The sequence below is a fragment of the Pontibacter sp. 13R65 genome, from assembly GCF_047525655.1.
Taxonomy (GTDB): Bacteria; Bacteroidota; Bacteroidia; order Cytophagales; family Hymenobacteraceae; genus Pontibacter.
In genome coordinates, this window is sequence record NZ_JBLIQL010000002.1 from 1 (window position 1) to 18,836 (window position 18,836).

An 18,836-nucleotide genomic window follows, 5' to 3' on the forward strand; every position below is an offset into this window, starting at 1 on the left:
AGTGCCTGCGTTATTAACTTGTCTAGACATAAAGAACCTCCTGCTTTAAGTGATATCTCTACCACTTTAACAGGAGGTTCTTCCTTTTCTATCCCCAATCAACTAAAATTCGGGATGAGTCATGTACAATTATTCTAATGAAAATGGCCTTCCGGAGGCTTTTATAAGACCTTAGATGCTAGATTATAGATGTTAGATTTATTGAATCAGTTACGAAGCCTACTGCTTTCCCAGACACTCGCTGGAGCTCCGCACCTTGGGAAGTTTTAAGGGTTTCCTTAAATTAACCATTAAACAATTAAGCCAATTAACAACCAGAAAGTAAATTATTATTCTAATGAAAATGGCCTTCCGGAGCTGTTTTCTATATATACAAGCCAAGGCTTAACTTACCAGTGCCTGCAGTGCTTTTTCGGCACGTTCGAAATGGAACGAAGCAATTGCATGTTGCATAAGCTGCTGAATTTGATCGTTACAAAGGTTGCCGATACTGCCTTCGTGGGTATGTGTAACAGAGGCTGGCACTGTAAAGGTACCTTCCTCTATCGAAGTGCCAACTTTTTTATAGGCATCTCTAAAGGGTACCCCGTTCAGGACTTCGGCATTCACGGCATCTACACTAAAAGCATATTTGTATTTCTCTTCTTCCATGATGTTATCCCGCACCTGCAGGTTCTGCACCATAAACGTCATCATCTGGAGGCAATTCTCTAGTTCTGTAAACGCCGGAAAGAGGCACTCTTTCAGCAATTGCAGTTCGCGGTGGTAACCAGATGGCAGGTTCACGAGCATCATGGTAACCTCTGTTGGTATTGCCTGCAGCCTATTGCACTTGCCCCTCATTATTTCAAACACATCGGGGTTCTTCTTGTGTGGCATTATGCTGGAGCCAGTAGTCAGGTTATCAGGCAGTGTTACGAACCCAAAGTTCTGGCTCATGTACAGGCAAAGGTCCATAGACATACGCGCCAACGTGGCGGCCACCGAAGCTAAGGCTACTGCCACTACACGCTCTGTTTTGCCTCGTCCCATTTGGGCATACACCACGTTGTAGTTTAGCGACTCAAAGCCCAGCAGGTCAGTCGTCATCTGGCGGTTGAGCGGGAAAGAAGAACCATAACCAGCCGCAGACCCAAGCGGATTTTTATCAGTTATCTTGTAAGCTGCCTGTAGCAGGTGTATGTCGTCTACAAGGCTTTCGGCAAAGGCGCCGAACCATAAGCCGAAGGAGGAGGGCATGGCAACTTGCAGGTGGGTGTATCCAGGCAGCAGTTTATCTTTGTGCGTTTCGCTTTGCTGAATCAACACTTCAAACAGATTTTGAACCTGCTGCACCGTCTGCTGTAATTGGTGACGGAAAAACAATTTAAGGTCTACCAGCACCTGATCGTTGCGGGAACGACCGCTATGAATTTTCTTGCCAGCGTCTCCAACCCTTCTGGTCAGTTCCAGCTCTACCTGCGAATGCACATCTTCTACACCTGCTTCTATTGCAAACTCACCTTTCTGGATGCTCTGGTAAATATTTTTAAGTTCACGCTGCAATTCTACCAACTCCGCCTCTTCAAGCAAACCAATGCTCTCCAGCATACGCGTGTGCGCCAGCGAACCCAGCACATCGAAAGCAGCCAGTTGCAGATCAAAATCAGGATCTTTTCCTACGGTAAATTTCTCTATTTCTGATGCTACACTTGTGTTCTTTTGCCAGAGTTTCATTTTATAAGATGTTAGATGCTAGATATTAGATTTTAGATTAAAAGTTATTAGGGCAAAAGTAACAGAAATAGAGGTAAGTGATAAAAGGAAGGTGAATTTAGGTTTGATTAAAGTTAAAATGAAGTTTTATTATCTAATATCTAAATTCTAGCGTCTATAAACTACTTGCTCTAGTATCTGCACATACAGTCCGATGCCCTCTTCAATTTCGTGCAGGTAAATAAATTCGTCTGCCATATGTGATCGGGCTGAGTCGCCGGGACCAAGTTTGAGCGACGGAATAGAAAGCAGTGCCTGATCAGAGGTGGTAGGAGAACCATACGTGTTGCGGCCCAGCTTCAATCCTGCCTGCACCAAAGGGTGCTCTACTGCGATGGATGACGGGCGCAGGCGCATTGACCTTGGTGTTACTTCCGCCTTTACATTGTCTTTAACAATTTGCAGCACCTCCTCCATACTATGCGCATCTGTCAGGCGAATGTCTACGGTAAACTGGCACTGGTCCGGCACCACATTATGCTGCGTTCCTGCCTGCACCATCGTAACCGACATTTTTATAGGCCCCAGGTAAGCAGACTCCCTCGGAAACCTATAATCCTTGAACCATAGAATATCCGGAAGTGCTTCATATATAGCATTAACACCTTCTTCCCGTGCCGCATGCCCAGATTTTCCTTTGGCCACGCAATCGAGCACCAACAAACCTTTTTCGGCAATAGCCAGGTGCATGAGCGTAGGTTCTCCCACAATGGCTGCTTCCAGCGGTCCCAGCTCGGCCACCACCAGCTCAATGCCGTTTCTACCAGAAATTTCTTCTTCTGCGGTTGCTGCTATTACGAGGTTATAAGCCAGGTTTTCCTTTTCATAAAAGTATAAAAATGTCGCTAGCAGCGACACCAGGCAACCGCCAGCATCGTTGCTGCCCAGGCCGTACAACTTATCGTCTTGTACAGTTGGCGCAAAGGGATCGCGGGTATAACTCGTGTTCGGCTTTACCGTGTCGTGGTGCGAGTTCAGCAGCAGAGTCGGACGATCGGGATTATAATGCTTATTAAAGGCCCAAACGTTGTTCAGTTTCCGGTGTACTTTTTCCACCCTGTGCTGCTCCAGAAACTGTGCAATTGCGTTTGCCGTCTTGTCTTCTTCCCTGCTAAAAGATGGTATAGAAATCAGCTCTTGCAGCAGCTTTGTCGCCTCCCCGTATAGTGCCTGAACCGTCATTTTTATTCTTTGTGGTATAATTGCTCTGCTTTAGCAGATGATAACTTAATGCCTTTGATCATGGCAGAGCTGAAGCCATGGTGCTCCATTTCGTTTAATCCGGCAATAGTACAGCCTTTTGGCGAGGTAACTTTATCAATTTCATTTTCGGGATGGCTGCTATTCTGGAGCAGTAAAGAGGCTGCTCCTTTTGCAGTTTGAGCGGCCATTCGTAGAGCGTCTTTTGCATGAAAGCCAATTTCTGTACCGCCTTGTGCCGCCGCCCGAATAGAGCGCAGGAAAAAGGCAATGCCACAGGCTACCAGTGCTGTAGCCGAAGACATAAGTTCTTCTTCAATTTCTACAGTCTCGCCCACAGAGTCGAAAATATCTTTCACCAGGGCCTGATTCTCTGCAGAAGCGTTACCGGCCAAACAGGTCATAGATTCTCGTATGGCAATGGCCGTGTTTGGCATGGCCCGCATCACTTCCACTGGTTTGCCTAAGCGTTGCACGATGTCGCCAACTGCAACTCCTGTTACAATAGAAATGAACAAGTGCCGCTTTGGGTCTACACTTTCAGAAATGGTGTCCAGTACGCTGTCGAGCTGCTGAGGCAGGATGCTCAGAATAATAATGTCTGCCTCTACCACAGCCAAGGCATTGTTGTTCGATACTTTATAGCCTTCTTTTGCCAAGTCATCGAGCTGACGCAGGTTACGTCGGGTAAGGGTGATGTTCTCGGCATGATATTTTCCGCAGGCCACCATGCCTTTGGCAATGGCAATTCCCATGTTGCCGCCTCCCAGTATGGCTACTTTTTTATTTTCTGTACTCATTGTCCTTTTGGTTTATGGATACAATGTACCACTAATTCTATTTGCCTTGTTTATTTTGAGGAGCATCCTGGAACTGTAGTCACCGGTATATTGCTTTCATCAACACAAATTCTGCTAATGAAAAAGGGCTTCCGGAGCTATTTAAAGAAAAAACAATCAAGGGCAAGGCAGCACTGGTCACCAGAAGGTGACCAGTGCTATTCCCTATAAATTCAATATGTCTACTTCTAACAGTATTCCCCGGTCCGTCTGCTGCTGAACTACAATTTATAAGCTGATCAGTGTTCCGGCTTCTCCTCCTGCTACTATGGTATTAATTTCGGCTGCATCTCCTATTATGACCGCGCTTACTCCCTGGTCCAGCGCCGCAAAAGCATTGTCTAATTTTGGAATCATGCCTAATGTCACGATGCCATCTTCTTTAAGCTGCTTATAAGATTTTTTGTTTATGCGCGAGATCACTGATTCATCATTGTCTGCATCCTGCAGGACCCCCTTTTTCTCGAAGCAGTAGATAAGCTTCACCTGGTACAAATGCGCCATGGCTGTAGCCAGTACAGAGGCAATGGTATCAGCATTAGTATTGAGCAGGTTTCCTACCTTGTCATGAGTCAGCGGAGCGCAAACAGGTGTAAGGCCGCTTTTCAGAAAAGTGTCCAACACCGTGGCGTTGATTGTTTCAGGACCTGCCACATCGCCTACAAAACCGTAATCAATTTGTTTAACAGGGCGTTTGGAGGCCGGTATAATGTTAGCATCGGCACCGGTAAGACCTATGGCGTTGCAGCTCATGCTCTGGAGCTGTGCCACTACATTCTTATTAACCAGACCGGCATAAACCATTGTTACCAATTTCAGGGTTTCGGCATCGGTAATGCGTCTTCCTTCGACCATGTTTGGCTCTATACCGAGTTTCTTACCTATAGTGGATGCTATTTTACCACCACCATGAATGAGCAGCTTTGGCTCTGGCAGTGCTGCAAAATCAAGTAAAAAGCTTTCCAGTTTAGCAGGCGAATCCAGAATATTGCCGCCTATTTTTATAATGTGTAAGGTTTGCACGAGTTGATAGGTTTAAACCCACCAGGATTTAAGATCCTGACGGGTTTGTTTTACTTCGAATTTTCCAGCAGTTGCTTCAGCACCGCTTGAGCGGCATACACCCGGTTGCCTGCTTCCTGGATGACCAGCGAGTTTGGTCCGTCCAGAATTTCATCGCTCAGTTCTAATCCACGTCGCACCGGCAGGCAGTGCATCACTTTGGCATTGTTCGTATTGATCAGCTTTTCGTTGGTCATCATCCAGCCTTCGCCATCCGATAATATTTTGCCGTACTCTTTGTAAGACGACCAGTTTTTTACATAAATAAAATCGGCATCTTGTAGTGCCTTCTCCTGATCGTATTCTATGGTGGCACCTTCGGTAAAGCTATTTTCAAGCTCATAACCTTCCGGGTGCGTAATTACAAAGTCAACGTCTGCTGCGCACATCCATTCTGCAAACGAGTTCGGTACAGCCTGAGGCAGCGGCTTTACGTGCGGCGCCCAGGTTAACACCACTTTAGGTCGGCGACCTTCCGGTTTGTGTTCAGTAATAGTTACTAAATCAGCCAGGCTCTGCAGGGGGTGCCGGGTAGCAGATTCCAGGCTTAAAATCGGAACCCCGGTATATTTGATAAACTTGTTCAGTATATCTTCGCTATAATCTTCTTCTTTGCTTTGCAGCTTTGGGAAAGAACGTAAGCCTAATATATCGCAATACTGGCCCATTACAGCTGCAGCTTCTTTTATGTGCTCTACTGTTGTGCCGTTCATCACCACGCCTTCCTGCGTCTCCAATGCCCACCCTTCCTTGTCGAGGTTCATCACCATTACATTCAGTCCTAAGTTTAGGGCAGCTTTTTGGGTGCTGAGGCGGGTGCGCAAGCTGGGGTTAAGGAAAATGAGGCCTAAAGTTTTGCCTGTGCCTAATTCTTTATGAGCAAGTGGCGCTTTTTTCATTTCCAGCGCCTCTTTTACCAACGCAGCCACATCAGCCACATCGTGCACAGAGGTATAATTTTTCATAGTTCTGAGGTTAGGAAATCAGTGATTTAAAGGCTGCTAAAAATTTATCTGCGTCTTCTTTGGTAACAGATAAAGCAGGCAGTAAACGTAATGTATTTTTGTTATTGGCAGAGCCAGTGAAAATTTTAAACTCGTTCAAAAGCTTGTTGCGAATGGGACCACATGGTTCCGGAAGCTCCACACCTATCATCAGGCCTTGTCCTCGTACTTCCTTCACGCCCTCCACCTTCTGCAGTTCTTCCATCAGGTAATTGCCAACGTTAGTCGCATTTGTCAGCAGGTCTTCTTCCTCCAACACTTCCAGCACAGCCAGGCCAGCAGCGCAAGCCAAATAGTTACCCCCAAAAGTGGTGCCCAGCATACCGTGCTTGGCATTTATCTCAGGACTAATCAATACGCCACCGATGGGGTAGCCATTGCCCATGCCTTTGGCTACTGTAATGATATCGGGTTGAACTGCTGTGTACTGGTGCGCGAAAAACTTGCCGGAACGGCCGTAACCCGACTGTACCTCATCCAGAATAAGGAGTGCTCCGCTTTTTTTACAAAGCGCTGCAATGGCTTCCAGAAAAGCGGGATCAGGAATGTACACGCCTCCTATTCCTTGAATTCCTTCTATGATAACGGCTGCAAACTCCTCTTTCTGAAAAGCTTCTTCCACAGCAGCTATATCGTTGAATGGGAGAAACAGGAAATTATTGGTTTCGTTGATAGGCGCAATAATACTAGGGTTATCTGTAGCCGCCACTGCCGCAGAAGTACGACCGTGAAAAGAATTTGTAAACGATATAACTCGCTTACGTCCTGTCTGGAAAGAGGCAAGTTTCAGAGCATTCTCATTGGCTTCAGCGCCGGAGTTACATAAAAACAGGCTGTAGCTTTCATATCCACTAAGTTTACCCAGTTTCTTTGCTAACTCTTCCTGAAGCGGCATTTTTACCGCATTCGAATAAAAGCCAATTTGCTGCAGTTGCTCCTGAATGCGCTGGATATAAGCGGGGTGGCTGTGGCCTATGGAAATAACGGCATGGCCGCCATACAAATCGAGGTACTCAACACCGTTTTTGTCCCAGACTTTCAGCCCGGATGCTTTAACAGGTTCAATATTGAAAAGAGGATATACGTCGAAAAGATTCATCTTTATAGTTGTTGGATGGTTTTTGTTGATTATCAAATGGCCTGAAGGTTAGATGCTTGCTTATTTGCAGTTGTATTAGCGCTGATGCACTTAATCTTCAACTTGTTCCATTTCATAAGAATTATTCTTATTAAATCGATTCACTACAATAGTCCGCACCCTTAGGTGCAGCTACTCAGGAGCAACGTTAAATAAGCAAGCTGGTCAGAAAGGACAGTATAATTGATCAACAATTAACCCTTACAACAACCTAACAATCAACAAAAAACAATCAAAAATTAAATTAAAACGCAGCTGGCTTCAGCTTGAGTCCGGCAGTTTCTTCCAGGCCGAACAGCAGGTTCATGTTTTGTACAGCTTGTCCTGCCGCTCCTTTCAGGAGGTTATCGATCATGCTGGTAATGACGAGCATGTTGCCGTGCTTTTGCAGGTGCAAAATACATTTGTTGGTGTTCACGACCTGTTTCAGATCCGGGTTATGCTCCGTTACAAAGGTAAACGGATGTGACTCGTAGTAGCGCCTATATAATTGCTGCGCCTCCTCCAGACTTAACTCCGTTTGCAGGTAAGAGGTGATAAAGATGCCTCGGGAGAAAGGACCTCTGTATGGAATGAAATGGATAGTGGATCCCTGCCCCGGCTGCAGGTGCTTCAGGCTGCGGTTAATCTCACGCAGGTGCTGATGCTCCATAACCTTGTAGGTAGAAATGTTTTCGGTGCGCCAGCTGAAATGCGAAGTAGGGCTAAGACTTTGTCCGGCGCCAGTAGAACCGGTAATGCCGCTCACATGGACGTCGGAAGTCAGTTTACCTGCAGCTGCCAGAGGCAACAGGCCCAATTGTATGGCAGTGGCAAAACAGCCTGGGTTAGCAATGTGCTGCGCCTCCTGTATCTGGTTACGCTGAAGTTCAGGTAAGCCATAGGTAAAGGTTCTGCCATCGGCTTCTACATTTGCTGTTGCCGTGCCTTCGTTCCATCGGAAGTCCTGGCTAAGGTCTATTATTTTTGTAGAAGTAGAAACAGTAGTAGCTGCTAAAAATTTTTTGGCCTCACCATGGCCTGTGCATAAAAACAATACATCTACCGCTTCGTCGGCCTCAGCTGAGAAAATCAGATCTGTTTCTCCCAGTAAATCAGGAAGGGTTTCTGATACAGGTTTACCTGCCTGGCTGCGGCTTTGCACAAACGCTAAAGAGACTTGTGGGTGGAGCAGTAGCAGGCGGAGTAACTCTCCACCTGCATATCCTGCTCCACCCACAATGCCTGCCTTTATTATATCTGTCATTTTAATGTAGATCCGTTGATTTTGTGGTACATCACGGATTGGTTTCCGAATATCTTAGAGAATCCTTTTACATCTTCGCCACTCCAGGTGTTGTTCATTTCGCCATAGCGGCCGAATTTAGAAGACATTAGGTCGTGATCCGACTCTATGCCCTCTACCTGAAAGCGGTAAGGCGCGAGCAGCACTTGCACCTTGCCCGTTACATTCTGCTGCGTATCCTGCAGAAAAGCTTCAATGTTGCGCATGGTAGGGTCCAGAATCTGTCCTTCATGCAGCCAGTTACCGTACCAGGCCGATAGTTGGTCTTTCCAATAGAGCTGCCACTTGGTCAGTACGTGTTTTTCCAGTGTATGGTGTGCCTTAATGATAATGATTGGGGCAGCGGCTTCAAAACCCACACGACCTTTAATACCAATAATTGTATCGCCTACATGGATGTCGCGGCCAATAGCAAACGGACCAGCCATTTCCTGCAGCGCCTGAATAGCTGCTACCGGGCTTTCGCAAGTTTTGTCGTTAAGACCAACCAGCTCTCCTTTCACAAAGTGTAAAGTCACATGCTCCGGCTCCTGCTTGCTCAACTGCGTTGGGTAAGCTTCTTCGGGCAGTGGTAAATGTGATGTAAGGGTTTCTTTACCGCCAACTGATGTGCCCCAAATCCCTTTGTTTATAGAGTATTGCGCTTTTTTGTAGTCGTATTCAACGCCATACTTTTTCAGGAATGCAATTTCCTCTTCTCTAGAGAGTCTGTTGTCGCGAATAGGAGTTAAAATTTCCACATCCGGAATCATCATCTGAAAGATCATGTCGAAGCGCACCTGGTCGTTACCGGCACCTGTGCTGCCGTGGGCAACATAAGAGGCTCCTACTTGCTGCGCATGGCGGGCTACGGCAATGGCCTGCGTTACGCGCTCCGCACTCACCGATAAAGGATATGTACCGTTTTTGAGCACATTTCCGAAAATCAGGTATTTAATGCAGCTCTGATAGTAGTATGCGGTTTCGTCGAGGGTGGTGTGTTCTTTCACGCCAAGCGAGTAAGCCCTCTCCTCTACCTCTTTCAGTTCTTCTTCTGTAAAACCGCCTGTATTTACCAACACCGAATAAACCTCAAGACCTTTTTCTTCTTTCAGGTGCTTTACGCAATACGATGTATCTAGTCCGCCACTAAAGGCTAATACTACTTTGTCTTTCATTATAAGGGTTTATTGATATACCAGTTCTAGGTCTGAGCTTCTTACGTGCTCTACATTCTGACTCGCCGCTAAAGGAGCCTTCTGCTCTATTGCGGCATTAGCCTTTTTTTCGCGTGCGGGGTCGAACAGCATGGCTGTGCAAAGGCAGTTGCTGCGGCCTTTCATGGTAAGAATCTCATAGTTCACGCAGCTCTTGCAACCTTGCCAGAAAGCTTCGTCGTCGGTTAGCTCAGAGTAGGTAACAGGAGTATAACCCAGCTCAGAGTTGATCCGCATGACAGCAAGCGCCGTGGTCAGGCCGAATATTTTGGCGTTAGGGTACTTGGTGCGCGAAAGCTCAAATATCTTCTTTTTAATTTGCTTCGCCAAACCACTTTTCCGCAGATCAGGCGATACGATAAGGCCAGAGTTGGCCACGTACTCTCCGTGCCCCCATGTTTCTATATAACAGAACCCAGCCCACGTGCCATCTTTCTGGAGCGCAATAACAGCCTTTCCCTCCAGCATTTTCTGCTTCAGGTACTCCGGCGATCGTTTGGCTATACCAGTACCTCTTGCTTTTGCTGAAGATTCCATCTCGTCGCAGATTTGCTGTGCGTAAGAGATGTGTTGCCCATCGGCAACCAGAATATTAAAACCTGATTGGTTGCTCATAACCATTAAAATATAAAAATACTGTGCCCTACACAGCTGATGAACAGAAAAAAGAGAATACGAATAATACGAATCGAATGGCTGTACGTTCAGGTACAGTTACAAACGTTACGCAAAAGATGTAGATGGAGGAATGATTCCCACGTAGGCAATCGGTAAGCGCATCGGCCTAGGGCCTGTAGCAAAATAGCATCTGCGGTGCCCTAAAAACTATCCTACTTGATAGGATAGAAAAAGACGCATTCCCGGTGAAGGAATGATTTATCATATCAGATGATAAAACCGGCTTTTTTTTCATTTTTTGTCTTGAAGTAATGGTATTTGTTATGGTTATACCAATTAGAAGCACAAATGTTTCTTATAATTTTTGGGAAATACAAGTGTTAAATCTATTTTTTTTATTTGCACCGTTTTTCCACTTCGCAAGGATTCGTTGATCCGCCTTGTTGTAGTGCTTAATTTACAACTCTTATGCCAGAAACAGCAGCAGGGACATTATAGTGCATTAAATTCGATAATATTTTTAACACAAAACCCTAACTTGCCGCTTTTAGCAGTTTCTTTCATGAAAAACTTAACAATTCGGATTTTTTTCGGGCTCTTGTTTTCTGCCATTGGCACAGTTTCACTTATACTTAACCGCGACATTTTAATGGCCGCGATCTGGCTTAGCTTTGGTAACGGCTTATTGCTCACAGATTATAAACTCACCAAACAGGATGAGCAAGGCAACACCTACCTGCAACCTGTACCCAAAGTAAGGTTCTATGCCGGTTTGTTCCTGATCGGGTTAGCTGTGTTGTTACTCTTCCTTCAGATTGTAGTAGATATGCAGGCGGTGTAAGGTAAATAAATTTGCTTGAATGTAGCATGACCCTAGCCCTCAGTTACACTAGGATTTTAAAGCAGCTTTTTGTCTCCGGAAGGGCTTTTTCATTCGAATAATTCAGCAAACAATTTATAACGAGTGCCTTGTGTAGGACGGGTATCTGCTTTCTAAATTCTGTTCTGCAATGTCAGGACAACTTGATGCACCTCTTTTTCGCGGTACAGCTTTAGCCTCAGCTTTTTGCCAGGCCCTTTCTCCAGGTAACCCAACACATCGGAAAGCGACATAGAGAAGCAGTTCTGGCCGTTAATGCTTAGAATCTGATCGCCTTCCTTCAATCCAACTTTATGAGCCGGTGAACCATCTACCACGTAGGCCACTTCGTAAAGTTTCATGCCTACAACGGGCGTGCTTACTTCGAAACCTGCCAGGTTATAATGAAAGGGCTCCTTGTAACGCTTGTTTGGTATCAGCGTCATCTGGCTGTGAGGGTAATCGAAGATAACGGTAAATCGCTTCAGTATGTCTGATCCCAGGTTCCCGTTCCGGTCGGAAATCTGCATGGCGGCCTGAATAGATGCCTCATCAGGGTAAGAAGCAGGTAAGTTCTGTAATTCGTGGCGCCCTATAGAAAAACTGTTGATGCGCCCTATCTTCCCATTTACATCGCCGCTTAATCCTCTGCCCAGATAAGCCTCCATTACTTTAGGCGGCAACGACAGCCGGTTGTGGCTTGGCAGGTACAACGACAGCGAATGGCTGGCTCCTGTGTCTATTACCAGTTTCACCCGCACCGTATCGCCGCTGTGTTGCCGCACATTAGCGAAAATATACGCCTTGTCGCGCTCCAGGTACAGCGGATACACCTCCCCCCGCTTGTGCGGTTTTAAGGTGGCATCCGGCCTATACAAAGTGATATGGCGCGAACTGTAGTTAATCTTTACAATAAAATTCTTAAAGATATCGTAGCCAATGATGCCATGTATGGGCATGCCCATACGCGCCGAAAGATGAAAAACATCTTCTTTCATTACATAAACATCCTGGTTCCTGCCTTCAATGCCTTTCATCTTGAGCGAATTACCTCTGGAGTAAAAGGCTTTTAAAGTATCGCCGGTGCCGAGCCCTTTGATAACTATTTCGGAAGCGTGGTTCAGGTTTAAAGAGTCGGTGTAATAGAGATGCGTTATGAGAATATTTTTTACCCCAGTATCTAAAATGAAGTTTAGCGGCGGTGAGTTGTTGATCTGCACCGGAATAACCATCAGGTTATGGATGAAATGAAAAGGAACAACAACGCTCTTTCTTTTGGAGGTGAACGAAACAGTGTCGTTAAGAATGAATTGGGCATGAGTTTCAGTACCTATCATGAAAAACAGGTAAAGACAAAGCAAAGAAGAAAAACCTCTTTTTGTCATGGCCCCTCACAACTATTATTCTACAGCCACATGTCGTGCGCTACTTTTACAACACACTTAATTAGCTATACGTTCCTGCTAAAAAATCAGCAATAGTTTAAATTAAAATCAGAATGTTTAAACTCTGATCGCCTTAAACATGCTTTAAGAGCTAAATATTAGCTATTTTCTTTTGTTTAAGGTTTGTCTAAAAATGATAGCTTATCATTATTCACACAAACTACTGTTAGTTATAAAGTGAAATGCTATGCTTTACGTGAATTATTTTAATGAAAAAGGCCTTCCGGAGGCATTTAGTTGGTGTTAGGTACAAGGCTGTTCCAGGCATCTGCAGCAACAGGTAGCGTGCTTTCCACTTTTAAATGTACTCTATAGCAACCCCACCTACCATGTTCTTTGGCTGTCAAATTCCGCTAATAAAATGGGCCTTCCGGAGGTACTACGAAGCTTTGAACCTAATGGGCTCTAGGTGATGCATGTTTGAACAGCAGGCAAATTCCTTATTTTCTCCGCTTTTTACGGCGGTCTTCCAGAACAGAAGCCAAGCTCTTGCCTTCTTCCCTTCCGTAAAAAAGGTGCTTCGGGCTTCCTATTAGTTGAGCACCATAAACACCCGAATGCCCCGAAAACAGGTAAGCGCAAACACAGGCAAGTGCCATAAACACAGCGCTTTCAGCACCAAAAAGCTCCATTGCCATAATTGTACAGGTAAGTGGAGTATTGGTAGCTCCGGAAAAGACTGCCACAAAGCCCATTCCTGCCAGCAGCCCCATGGGCAGCGGAATAAGCTGCGAGAGTGCATTTCCCATGGTGGCTCCTGTAAAAAACAAAGGGGTTACTTCTCCGCCCTTGAAGCCAGCTCCCAACGTAAAGGATGTAAATAGGATCTTTAGAAAAGAATCGTAGACAGGTAGCTCCTCTGTAAAAGAAGCCAGAATAGTGGGTAAACCCAGGCCAATGTATTTGGTGGTGCCAATTGCCCAAACAGCCACCGCTACCACTAAACCACCTACAAACGGACGAAGCGGCGCGTACGAAAATCTGTTCCTGAATTGGTCAGTCCAGAAGTGGGTTGCTTTCGCGAAGATCATTCCTGTTAAACCAAAGACTGCTCCGGCAAGCAGTGCATAAGCAAAACCTTCCGGGGTCATAGCAGGCACAATAGGAATTTCGTAATGGGTATGGCCTACACCCCAGGCGTGGCAGGTAAGGTTGGCGATAACGGCCGCGAGAATGCTTGGTACCAAGGCATCGTAGCGGATGCGGCCTATCACAAATACCTCAAGCCCAAAAATGGCTCCTGCTAAAGGCGTACCAAACAAAGAGGCAAACCCAGCGCTAATACCGGTAATAAGGAGACTTTTACGGTCGCGGGGCCGAAGTTTGAAAACCCTCGTAAATTGATCGGCAATAGTTCCTCCCATTTGCACAGCCGTCCCTTCTCTGCCTGCCGAACCACCCAAAAGGTGTGTCACGAGGGTACCAAACAGTACCAGCGGTGCCATTTTAAAAGGAATGATTTGGCGGGGATGATGTATTTCCTCCAGGAGCAGGTTGTTCCCCTTTACAGATCTGCCTCCCCAATAATGGTACAGCAACCCAACCAGCAAGCCGCCTAGGGGCAATAGCCAGATAATTGCAAGATGTGCCTCACGATAATAAGTAACCCAGTTTAAGGAAGTGAGGAAAAAAGCGGAAGCAGAGCCCACCAGCACTCCTACCACACTGCTAATAACTAGCCACTTGCAAGTGAAAAGCAAGGCCTTGGCCTGTTCCCCCGGTGAGAAAAGCTTCTTTATAAAAGTATTTGTACCGAGCTTGGACTGGGGATATGGTTTCATAAAAATGCAGCTGACAACTGGCTATACCCTGCTAGTACATGAAGACCACATGCTTAAACAAAAGTTATCAGCCCTAAAACAAGGCGGATTCAGGCGAACTCCACCACCTTCTGCGGCAAATGTAGTGCACCACAAGATGTAGCGCAACTATAATTTCAGGAACTTAACGCTTCACCTCCGAAATCGCTCATCCGGTAAAAGGATGTTATGAGGCAGTAAAACCAATTGCCGTGGCTATTAGATAAGGGATGTGCTTCTAAAGCAATTCTCAGGTGCTTTAAACCGTTTCAAAAAGTTTAGGGTGTAGTGAGGGAGGCCGCATCGTTTTGCAATTGCACCAAAAATTGACCTAAAACTCCCGGATGATGTTCCTGCATCTTTTCAATCATATAGTGCATGATTTTGTATTCCATATCTGCATCAATAGGATAATCCAAAACAGTATTAAATTTAAACTGCATGATATTAAAGTAAATGTTGTAGTCATTTACTTTTAGAAAGTTATAGACCAACTGATATAGTTTGTCAGATAGAGCTTCGTCTAAGTCAGCATTTAAAACCTCAGCTATGGCTCTTTTTTTACCCATGGTACTTATACTATATTTCAATTATGGATGAAGCGGGTGCATTTTCAAATTTAAAAAATTTCATAATAAGTAAAAATACTTTATGTGTAAAAACACCTACAATGAATAAGTACGTACTTATGCTCTTGGAGTACATAAACAGTCTTACATTTTTCATTTTAATTTTACTTTCTGGTAATTTACCACCAGAGCAACTCCTACTTTGCCAAATTGGTAGTTAACTTAAAAATGGATTTGTAAATAAATCTATCTAATTTGGCCTTAACCGTAGAGGCAGAATTTGATTGTTCTTCTTCTTGCTGGCAGGCACTTACTTTAGGAAAACCTAACTTAGACGCAGAATAACAGCCACCTGCCTATGCTTCTTATGGCGACAACTTTTAAAACCATGTTAGAGCATTTTTAAATTCTTTCTCAAGGATACCTCCGTTATCGAGGTACTCATTAACCAAAAACCTACACACTGTGAGTAACGTTGTCGAACGCCGGCTATTTAGAATAATCCTTTACCCTGTGCAGGCCTTTATACAGGCAGAAGCATTTAGCGGCATCCTGCTCATCTTTATTACACTGATCGCATTATTGTGGGCTAATTCTGCCTGGAGTGAATCTTACAACGAAGTATGGAATACCTACTTCTCTATATCTTTAGGCGATTTAAGCATATCAAAAGATCTGATTCACTGGATAAACGACGGGCTTATGGCTGTCTTCTTTTTTGTAGTTGGGTTAGAGATAAAACGAGAAGTAACCACCGGCGAGCTTTCCTCGCTGCGCAGAGCGGCATTTCCTGTGATGGCTGCTGTTGGCGGTATGGTAGTTCCTGCCTTGTTTTATTATTTTATGAATGCAGGTGAGGCTACGGTAGCAGGCTGGGGAGTTCCAATGGCCACAGACATTGCCTTTGCACTTGGTATTTTATCCTTACTCGGTAAGCGTGTTCCCCTTTCGCTTAAGCTGTTTCTGGTGGCCCTGGCCATTGTTGATGATATTGGGGCGGTGCTGGTCATAGCCGTTTTTTATACGGCAGACGTTAATTTTCTGAGCCTCTGGGTTGGCTTCGGAATTTTTGGTCTGCTCCTGGTTATTAGCTCCTACAACCTGCGGGTGCTGGGCGTATACATTTTGCTTGGCCTTATAATGTGGGTTGCGTTTCTATTATCAGGGGTGCATGCAACCGTAGCAGGTATCTTATTGGCGCTCACCATACCTTCGCGCAGTGGCATTAACCAGGAAGAATTTATTACGAGTACTGATAATGTGCTGGGCGAACTGCATTCTTCTTACTTAGCACATACCTATCCTGCTGTTAAAAGTGAGGCGGCAGACCAGGAAAACGATTTACAGGCTGCTGTATACACCATAGAGGCCAATTGCAAGAAAGCCCTCTCGCCATTAGGCCGCCTGGAGCACACGCTGCACCCATGGGTTGCCTTTGCCATTATGCCTATTTTTGCCTTGGCCAATGCGGGCATATTTGTAAATGCTTCCCTCATATACGACTTCTTTAATCCGGCAACAGCAGGAATAGTGTATGGTTTAGTTTTGGGCAAGCCTATTGGCATTGTGCTTTTTTCAGTGCTGGCCTCTGTTACGGGCATGGGCATTAAACCAGCCTCTATTACTTGGAGGCATATTATCGGGGTTGGCTTTTTAAGCGGCATTGGATTTACCATGTCTATTTTTATTGCAAACCTGGCTTTTGAGGGAACAGGCATTCTGGCTACTGCCAAACTAGCCATTCTGTCGGCCTCTATACTGGCAGCCTTGGCAGGGTACCTACTCCTGTTTAAGGCCAAACCTGTGGTGGCAGTTAAACCATAGCCTCACAACCTTCAGCACACTCACCAGAAACATATGTAGCCCCGCTTACAACTCCTTTTTCACCTGTTCTACATACAGCATCAGTTCAGGAAAAAAATTATGGAAATCAGCAGCATAATGCCTGTAGTTGGCTTGTAGTTCATCTCCGGCCCGCTCCATTCCCGATACAAAGCTGGTGCGACGGCTCATCCCTGCCAGGGCCTGCCGTATACCCTCTATTTCAGAGTAGGAAGCGAGCCAGTTCTGGCGCATCATGTACGGAAAAAAATGCTGCACCCTTGGCGGCAACTGGTCATATTGCTGGTTGATAATCTGGTAAACACGATCCACAAAAGAAGCAAGCGGCATGGTGGCAAATTGGTCGAAGCCAGTAGCTAAAAAATGATCGTAGAACACATCGGCTACTACGGGGGCATACTTGCGGAAGTGTGGCCTGAGCCGCAGCTTAGTCTGGTGCACTACCGGATGCGTATCAGTATAGGTATCGATGAGGCGGTGCAACCGGATGCCCCGGGCTATTCCTTCCGGATACTGCTCTAACTGCTTTCCTTTTACAGCATCTGCTATAAAATTGCCAATGAGCAACTCTTCTTCATCTCCAGATAAAAATAGGTGGGCCAGGTAATTCACTTAGTAGTATTGTTTTAGTATGAAAAGCAGCTAACAAAGCCGCCACTGAAGCTAAACCGCAGGAAATCTATTCTATTTAATATTTCGGTTTAGGACTGGTAACAGAAATTTTTCAGATGTCGCTGCCAGGTAACAAGAACGTTGTTTAAACAAACTGGCAACGGTGTTGGTTATACGAACAGAAGCTACTCACGAACAAAACGCACAAACCCTTTCCGAAAGCAGCGCGTAATTACAACACAAACACAAGAACGAAAACTATGACTAATAATTTGATCACCAAAGAAAATCTTCATAAACTAGTCGAGAAGATAAAAGACATTGACATTGCCATGATGACGACTCAGGAGAAGGATGGAACGCTGAGGAGCCGGCCTATGAGCACTCAGGAGGTAAAGGAAGATGGCAATCTATGGTTCTTTACTGGTTACGACTCCGGTAAATCGCACGAAATCGAAAATGATGCCCATGTGAATCTGAGCTATTCTAAACCAAGCGATAACCTATATGTATCCGTATCCGGAAAGGCAACAATTACCCGAGACAAACAAAAAATAGAAGAACTTTGGAGCCCTGCCTTGAAAGCCTGGTTTCCAGATGGCAAAGACGATAAAAACATCGGTCTTATTAAAGTTACTATTGAACAGGCTGAATACTGGGATTCTCCTAACAGTGCCGTAGTGCACCTGATTGGTATGGCCAAAGCCGTAATAACAGGCGAGGAATACCATCCGGGAGAAAATGAAAAACTTAACCTTTAGCAGCTTCTCCTATTCACTATAAAACACCTGTCGCCTTTTGGTGTGGCAGGTGTTTTTTTTGATGCACTTGCCTACCTTTACCCTCCCATAAACTCCATTATAACTCTTGTTAACAACTGTACCTGCCCGACTTACCACCTTAACGCTTTTTGGCCTCCGCAAAGGTCATAGGCGCTGGGGTCTTTCCCAGATGGGAACCTCTGTGGGTCCGCTGAACAACGTCCCCGGCCTGCTGTTTTATAAACTGCTCGGAAGCGGTGTAGGCAAAGGATTCAGCCTGAAACCAAATTTCGACCGCTATGGCCTTATGTGCACCTGGAGCAGCCAGACAGCGGCAGATGATTTTTTTAGAAATTCGGCACTGATGCAGGAGTACGGGCAGCACACTGATGAGATATGGACGGTGTGGATGCACCCGCTGCAATCGCACGGGCTTTGGGACAAGCAGGCTCCTTTTCAGCCCTGCTTAGCTCCTGCTTCCGAGGCTGCTGGCCCGGTGGCAGTGCTAACCCGGGCCTCCATTAACTGGCTGGCTCTGCCTCGGTTTATCAGGTATGCACCGGCTGCCACCCGAGCCTTAGATAGTGCCGAGGGCTTGCTATGCTCTATTGGTTTAGGAGAATTACCCTTTATCAGGCAGGCCACCTTTAGCGTATGGGAATCGGCAGAGGCCATAAAAGCCTATGCCTACAGGCAGAAGGCGCACCAAGAGGTAATTAAAAGAACGAGAGCTGAAAACTGGTACTCAGAAGAACTCTTTGCACGCTTTACTCCTATTGCAAGCGAAGGAACTTGGCAAGGAAAGGATCCGCTTAAGTCTTTGCTGCCAGCTGGTTTGTAAGCTCCCGTGCT

At 45.6% G+C, this 18,836-nt stretch carries 17 protein-coding genes; 4 read left to right on the forward strand and 13 right to left on the reverse strand.

Features of this window, described 5'->3' with window-relative positions; all coding sequences use genetic code 11:
* Window positions 1–384 precede the first annotated feature (384 nt).
* The 9 genes from argH to ACMA1I_RS02620 all read right to left on the reverse strand — a co-directional run bounded on the left by argH (window position 385) and on the right by ACMA1I_RS02620 (window position 10,094).
* The gene (gene argH, locus ACMA1I_RS02580) at window positions 385–1,716 is read right to left on the reverse strand and encodes an argininosuccinate lyase (protein ID WP_337066686.1); all 1,332 of its coding nucleotides are present in this window, start codon (window positions 1,714–1,716) and stop codon (window positions 385–387) included.
* 147 nt (window positions 1,717–1,863) lie between these two features.
* Complete coding sequence (locus tag ACMA1I_RS02585) at window positions 1,864–2,937, reverse strand: M20 family metallo-hydrolase (RefSeq protein ID WP_337066687.1); 1,074 nt, start codon at window positions 2,935–2,937, stop codon at window positions 1,864–1,866.
* A 2-nt stretch (window positions 2,938–2,939) separates the two neighbouring features.
* The gene (proC, locus tag ACMA1I_RS02590; protein ID WP_337066688.1) at window positions 2,940–3,755 is read right to left on the reverse strand and encodes a pyrroline-5-carboxylate reductase; all 816 of its coding nucleotides are present in this window, start codon (window positions 3,753–3,755) and stop codon (window positions 2,940–2,942) included.
* Window positions 3,756–4,022: 267 nt separating this feature from the next.
* Window positions 4,023–4,817, reverse strand: a complete 795-nt coding sequence (gene argB / locus ACMA1I_RS02595) for an acetylglutamate kinase (RefSeq protein WP_337066689.1) — start codon at window positions 4,815–4,817, stop codon at window positions 4,023–4,025.
* A gap of 50 nt (window positions 4,818–4,867) precedes the next feature.
* The gene (locus ACMA1I_RS02600) at window positions 4,868–5,821 is read right to left on the reverse strand and encodes an acetylornithine carbamoyltransferase (RefSeq protein ID WP_337066690.1); all 954 of its coding nucleotides are present in this window, start codon (window positions 5,819–5,821) and stop codon (window positions 4,868–4,870) included.
* A gap of 10 nt (window positions 5,822–5,831) precedes the next feature.
* Window positions 5,832–6,959: an aspartate aminotransferase family protein gene (locus ACMA1I_RS02605; RefSeq protein ID WP_337066691.1), complete on the reverse strand. Its 1,128-nt coding sequence runs from the start codon at window positions 6,957–6,959 to the stop codon at window positions 5,832–5,834.
* A gap of 283 nt (window positions 6,960–7,242) precedes the next feature.
* Complete coding sequence (gene argC / locus ACMA1I_RS02610; protein ID WP_337066692.1) at window positions 7,243–8,244, reverse strand: N-acetyl-gamma-glutamyl-phosphate reductase; 1,002 nt, start codon at window positions 8,242–8,244, stop codon at window positions 7,243–7,245.
* On the reverse strand, window positions 8,241–9,440 hold the full coding sequence (locus ACMA1I_RS02615; protein ID WP_337066693.1) for an argininosuccinate synthase: 1,200 nt from the start codon (window positions 9,438–9,440) through the stop codon (window positions 8,241–8,243). The genes argC and ACMA1I_RS02615 overlap by 4 nt, the downstream gene beginning before the upstream one ends.
* A 9-nt stretch (window positions 9,441–9,449) precedes the next feature.
* Window positions 9,450–10,094: a GNAT family N-acetyltransferase gene (locus tag ACMA1I_RS02620; RefSeq protein ID WP_337066694.1), complete on the reverse strand. Its 645-nt coding sequence runs from the start codon at window positions 10,092–10,094 to the stop codon at window positions 9,450–9,452.
* 565 nt (window positions 10,095–10,659) lie between these two features.
* Here ACMA1I_RS02620 and ACMA1I_RS02625 point away from each other — a divergent pair.
* On the forward strand, window positions 10,660–10,938 hold the full coding sequence (locus ACMA1I_RS02625; protein ID WP_337066695.1) for a hypothetical protein: 279 nt from the start codon (window positions 10,660–10,662) through the stop codon (window positions 10,936–10,938).
* Between the two features lie 152 nt (window positions 10,939–11,090).
* Here ACMA1I_RS02625 and ACMA1I_RS02630 read toward each other — a convergent pair whose 3' ends face one another.
* From ACMA1I_RS02630 to ACMA1I_RS02640, 3 genes are all read right to left on the reverse strand, one after another.
* Window positions 11,091–12,293 carry an aspartyl protease family protein gene (locus tag ACMA1I_RS02630; RefSeq protein WP_337066697.1) on the reverse strand — a complete coding sequence of 401 codons (1,203 nt, stop codon included), beginning with the start codon at window positions 12,291–12,293 and terminating at the stop codon, window positions 11,091–11,093.
* A 548-nt stretch (window positions 12,294–12,841) separates the two neighbouring features.
* Complete coding sequence (locus ACMA1I_RS02635; RefSeq protein WP_337066698.1) at window positions 12,842–14,182, reverse strand: voltage-gated chloride channel family protein; 1,341 nt, start codon at window positions 14,180–14,182, stop codon at window positions 12,842–12,844.
* A gap of 296 nt (window positions 14,183–14,478) precedes the next feature.
* Window positions 14,479–14,769 carry a hypothetical protein gene (locus tag ACMA1I_RS02640; protein ID WP_337066699.1) on the reverse strand — a complete coding sequence of 97 codons (291 nt, stop codon included), beginning with the start codon at window positions 14,767–14,769 and terminating at the stop codon, window positions 14,479–14,481.
* A gap of 465 nt (window positions 14,770–15,234) precedes the next feature.
* Between ACMA1I_RS02640 and nhaA the strand changes: the two genes are divergently transcribed.
* Complete coding sequence (gene nhaA, locus ACMA1I_RS02645; protein ID WP_337066700.1) at window positions 15,235–16,593, forward strand: Na+/H+ antiporter NhaA; 1,359 nt, start codon at window positions 15,235–15,237, stop codon at window positions 16,591–16,593.
* Between the two features lie 45 nt (window positions 16,594–16,638).
* Here nhaA and ACMA1I_RS02650 read toward each other — a convergent pair whose 3' ends face one another.
* Window positions 16,639–17,223 carry an ACP phosphodiesterase gene (locus ACMA1I_RS02650; RefSeq protein ID WP_337066701.1) on the reverse strand — a complete coding sequence of 195 codons (585 nt, stop codon included), beginning with the start codon at window positions 17,221–17,223 and terminating at the stop codon, window positions 16,639–16,641.
* 260 nt (window positions 17,224–17,483) lie between these two features.
* Here ACMA1I_RS02650 and ACMA1I_RS02655 point away from each other — a divergent pair, with 260 nt between their 5' ends.
* Entirely contained in the window at window positions 17,484–17,984 is a 501-nt protein-coding gene (locus ACMA1I_RS02655; RefSeq protein WP_337066702.1) for a pyridoxamine 5'-phosphate oxidase family protein, read from the forward strand.
* A 106-nt stretch (window positions 17,985–18,090) separates the two neighbouring features.
* Window positions 18,091–18,825, forward strand: a complete 735-nt coding sequence (locus tag ACMA1I_RS02660) for a spheroidene monooxygenase (protein ID WP_337066703.1) — start codon at window positions 18,091–18,093, stop codon at window positions 18,823–18,825.
* Window positions 18,826–18,836 lie beyond the last annotated feature (11 nt).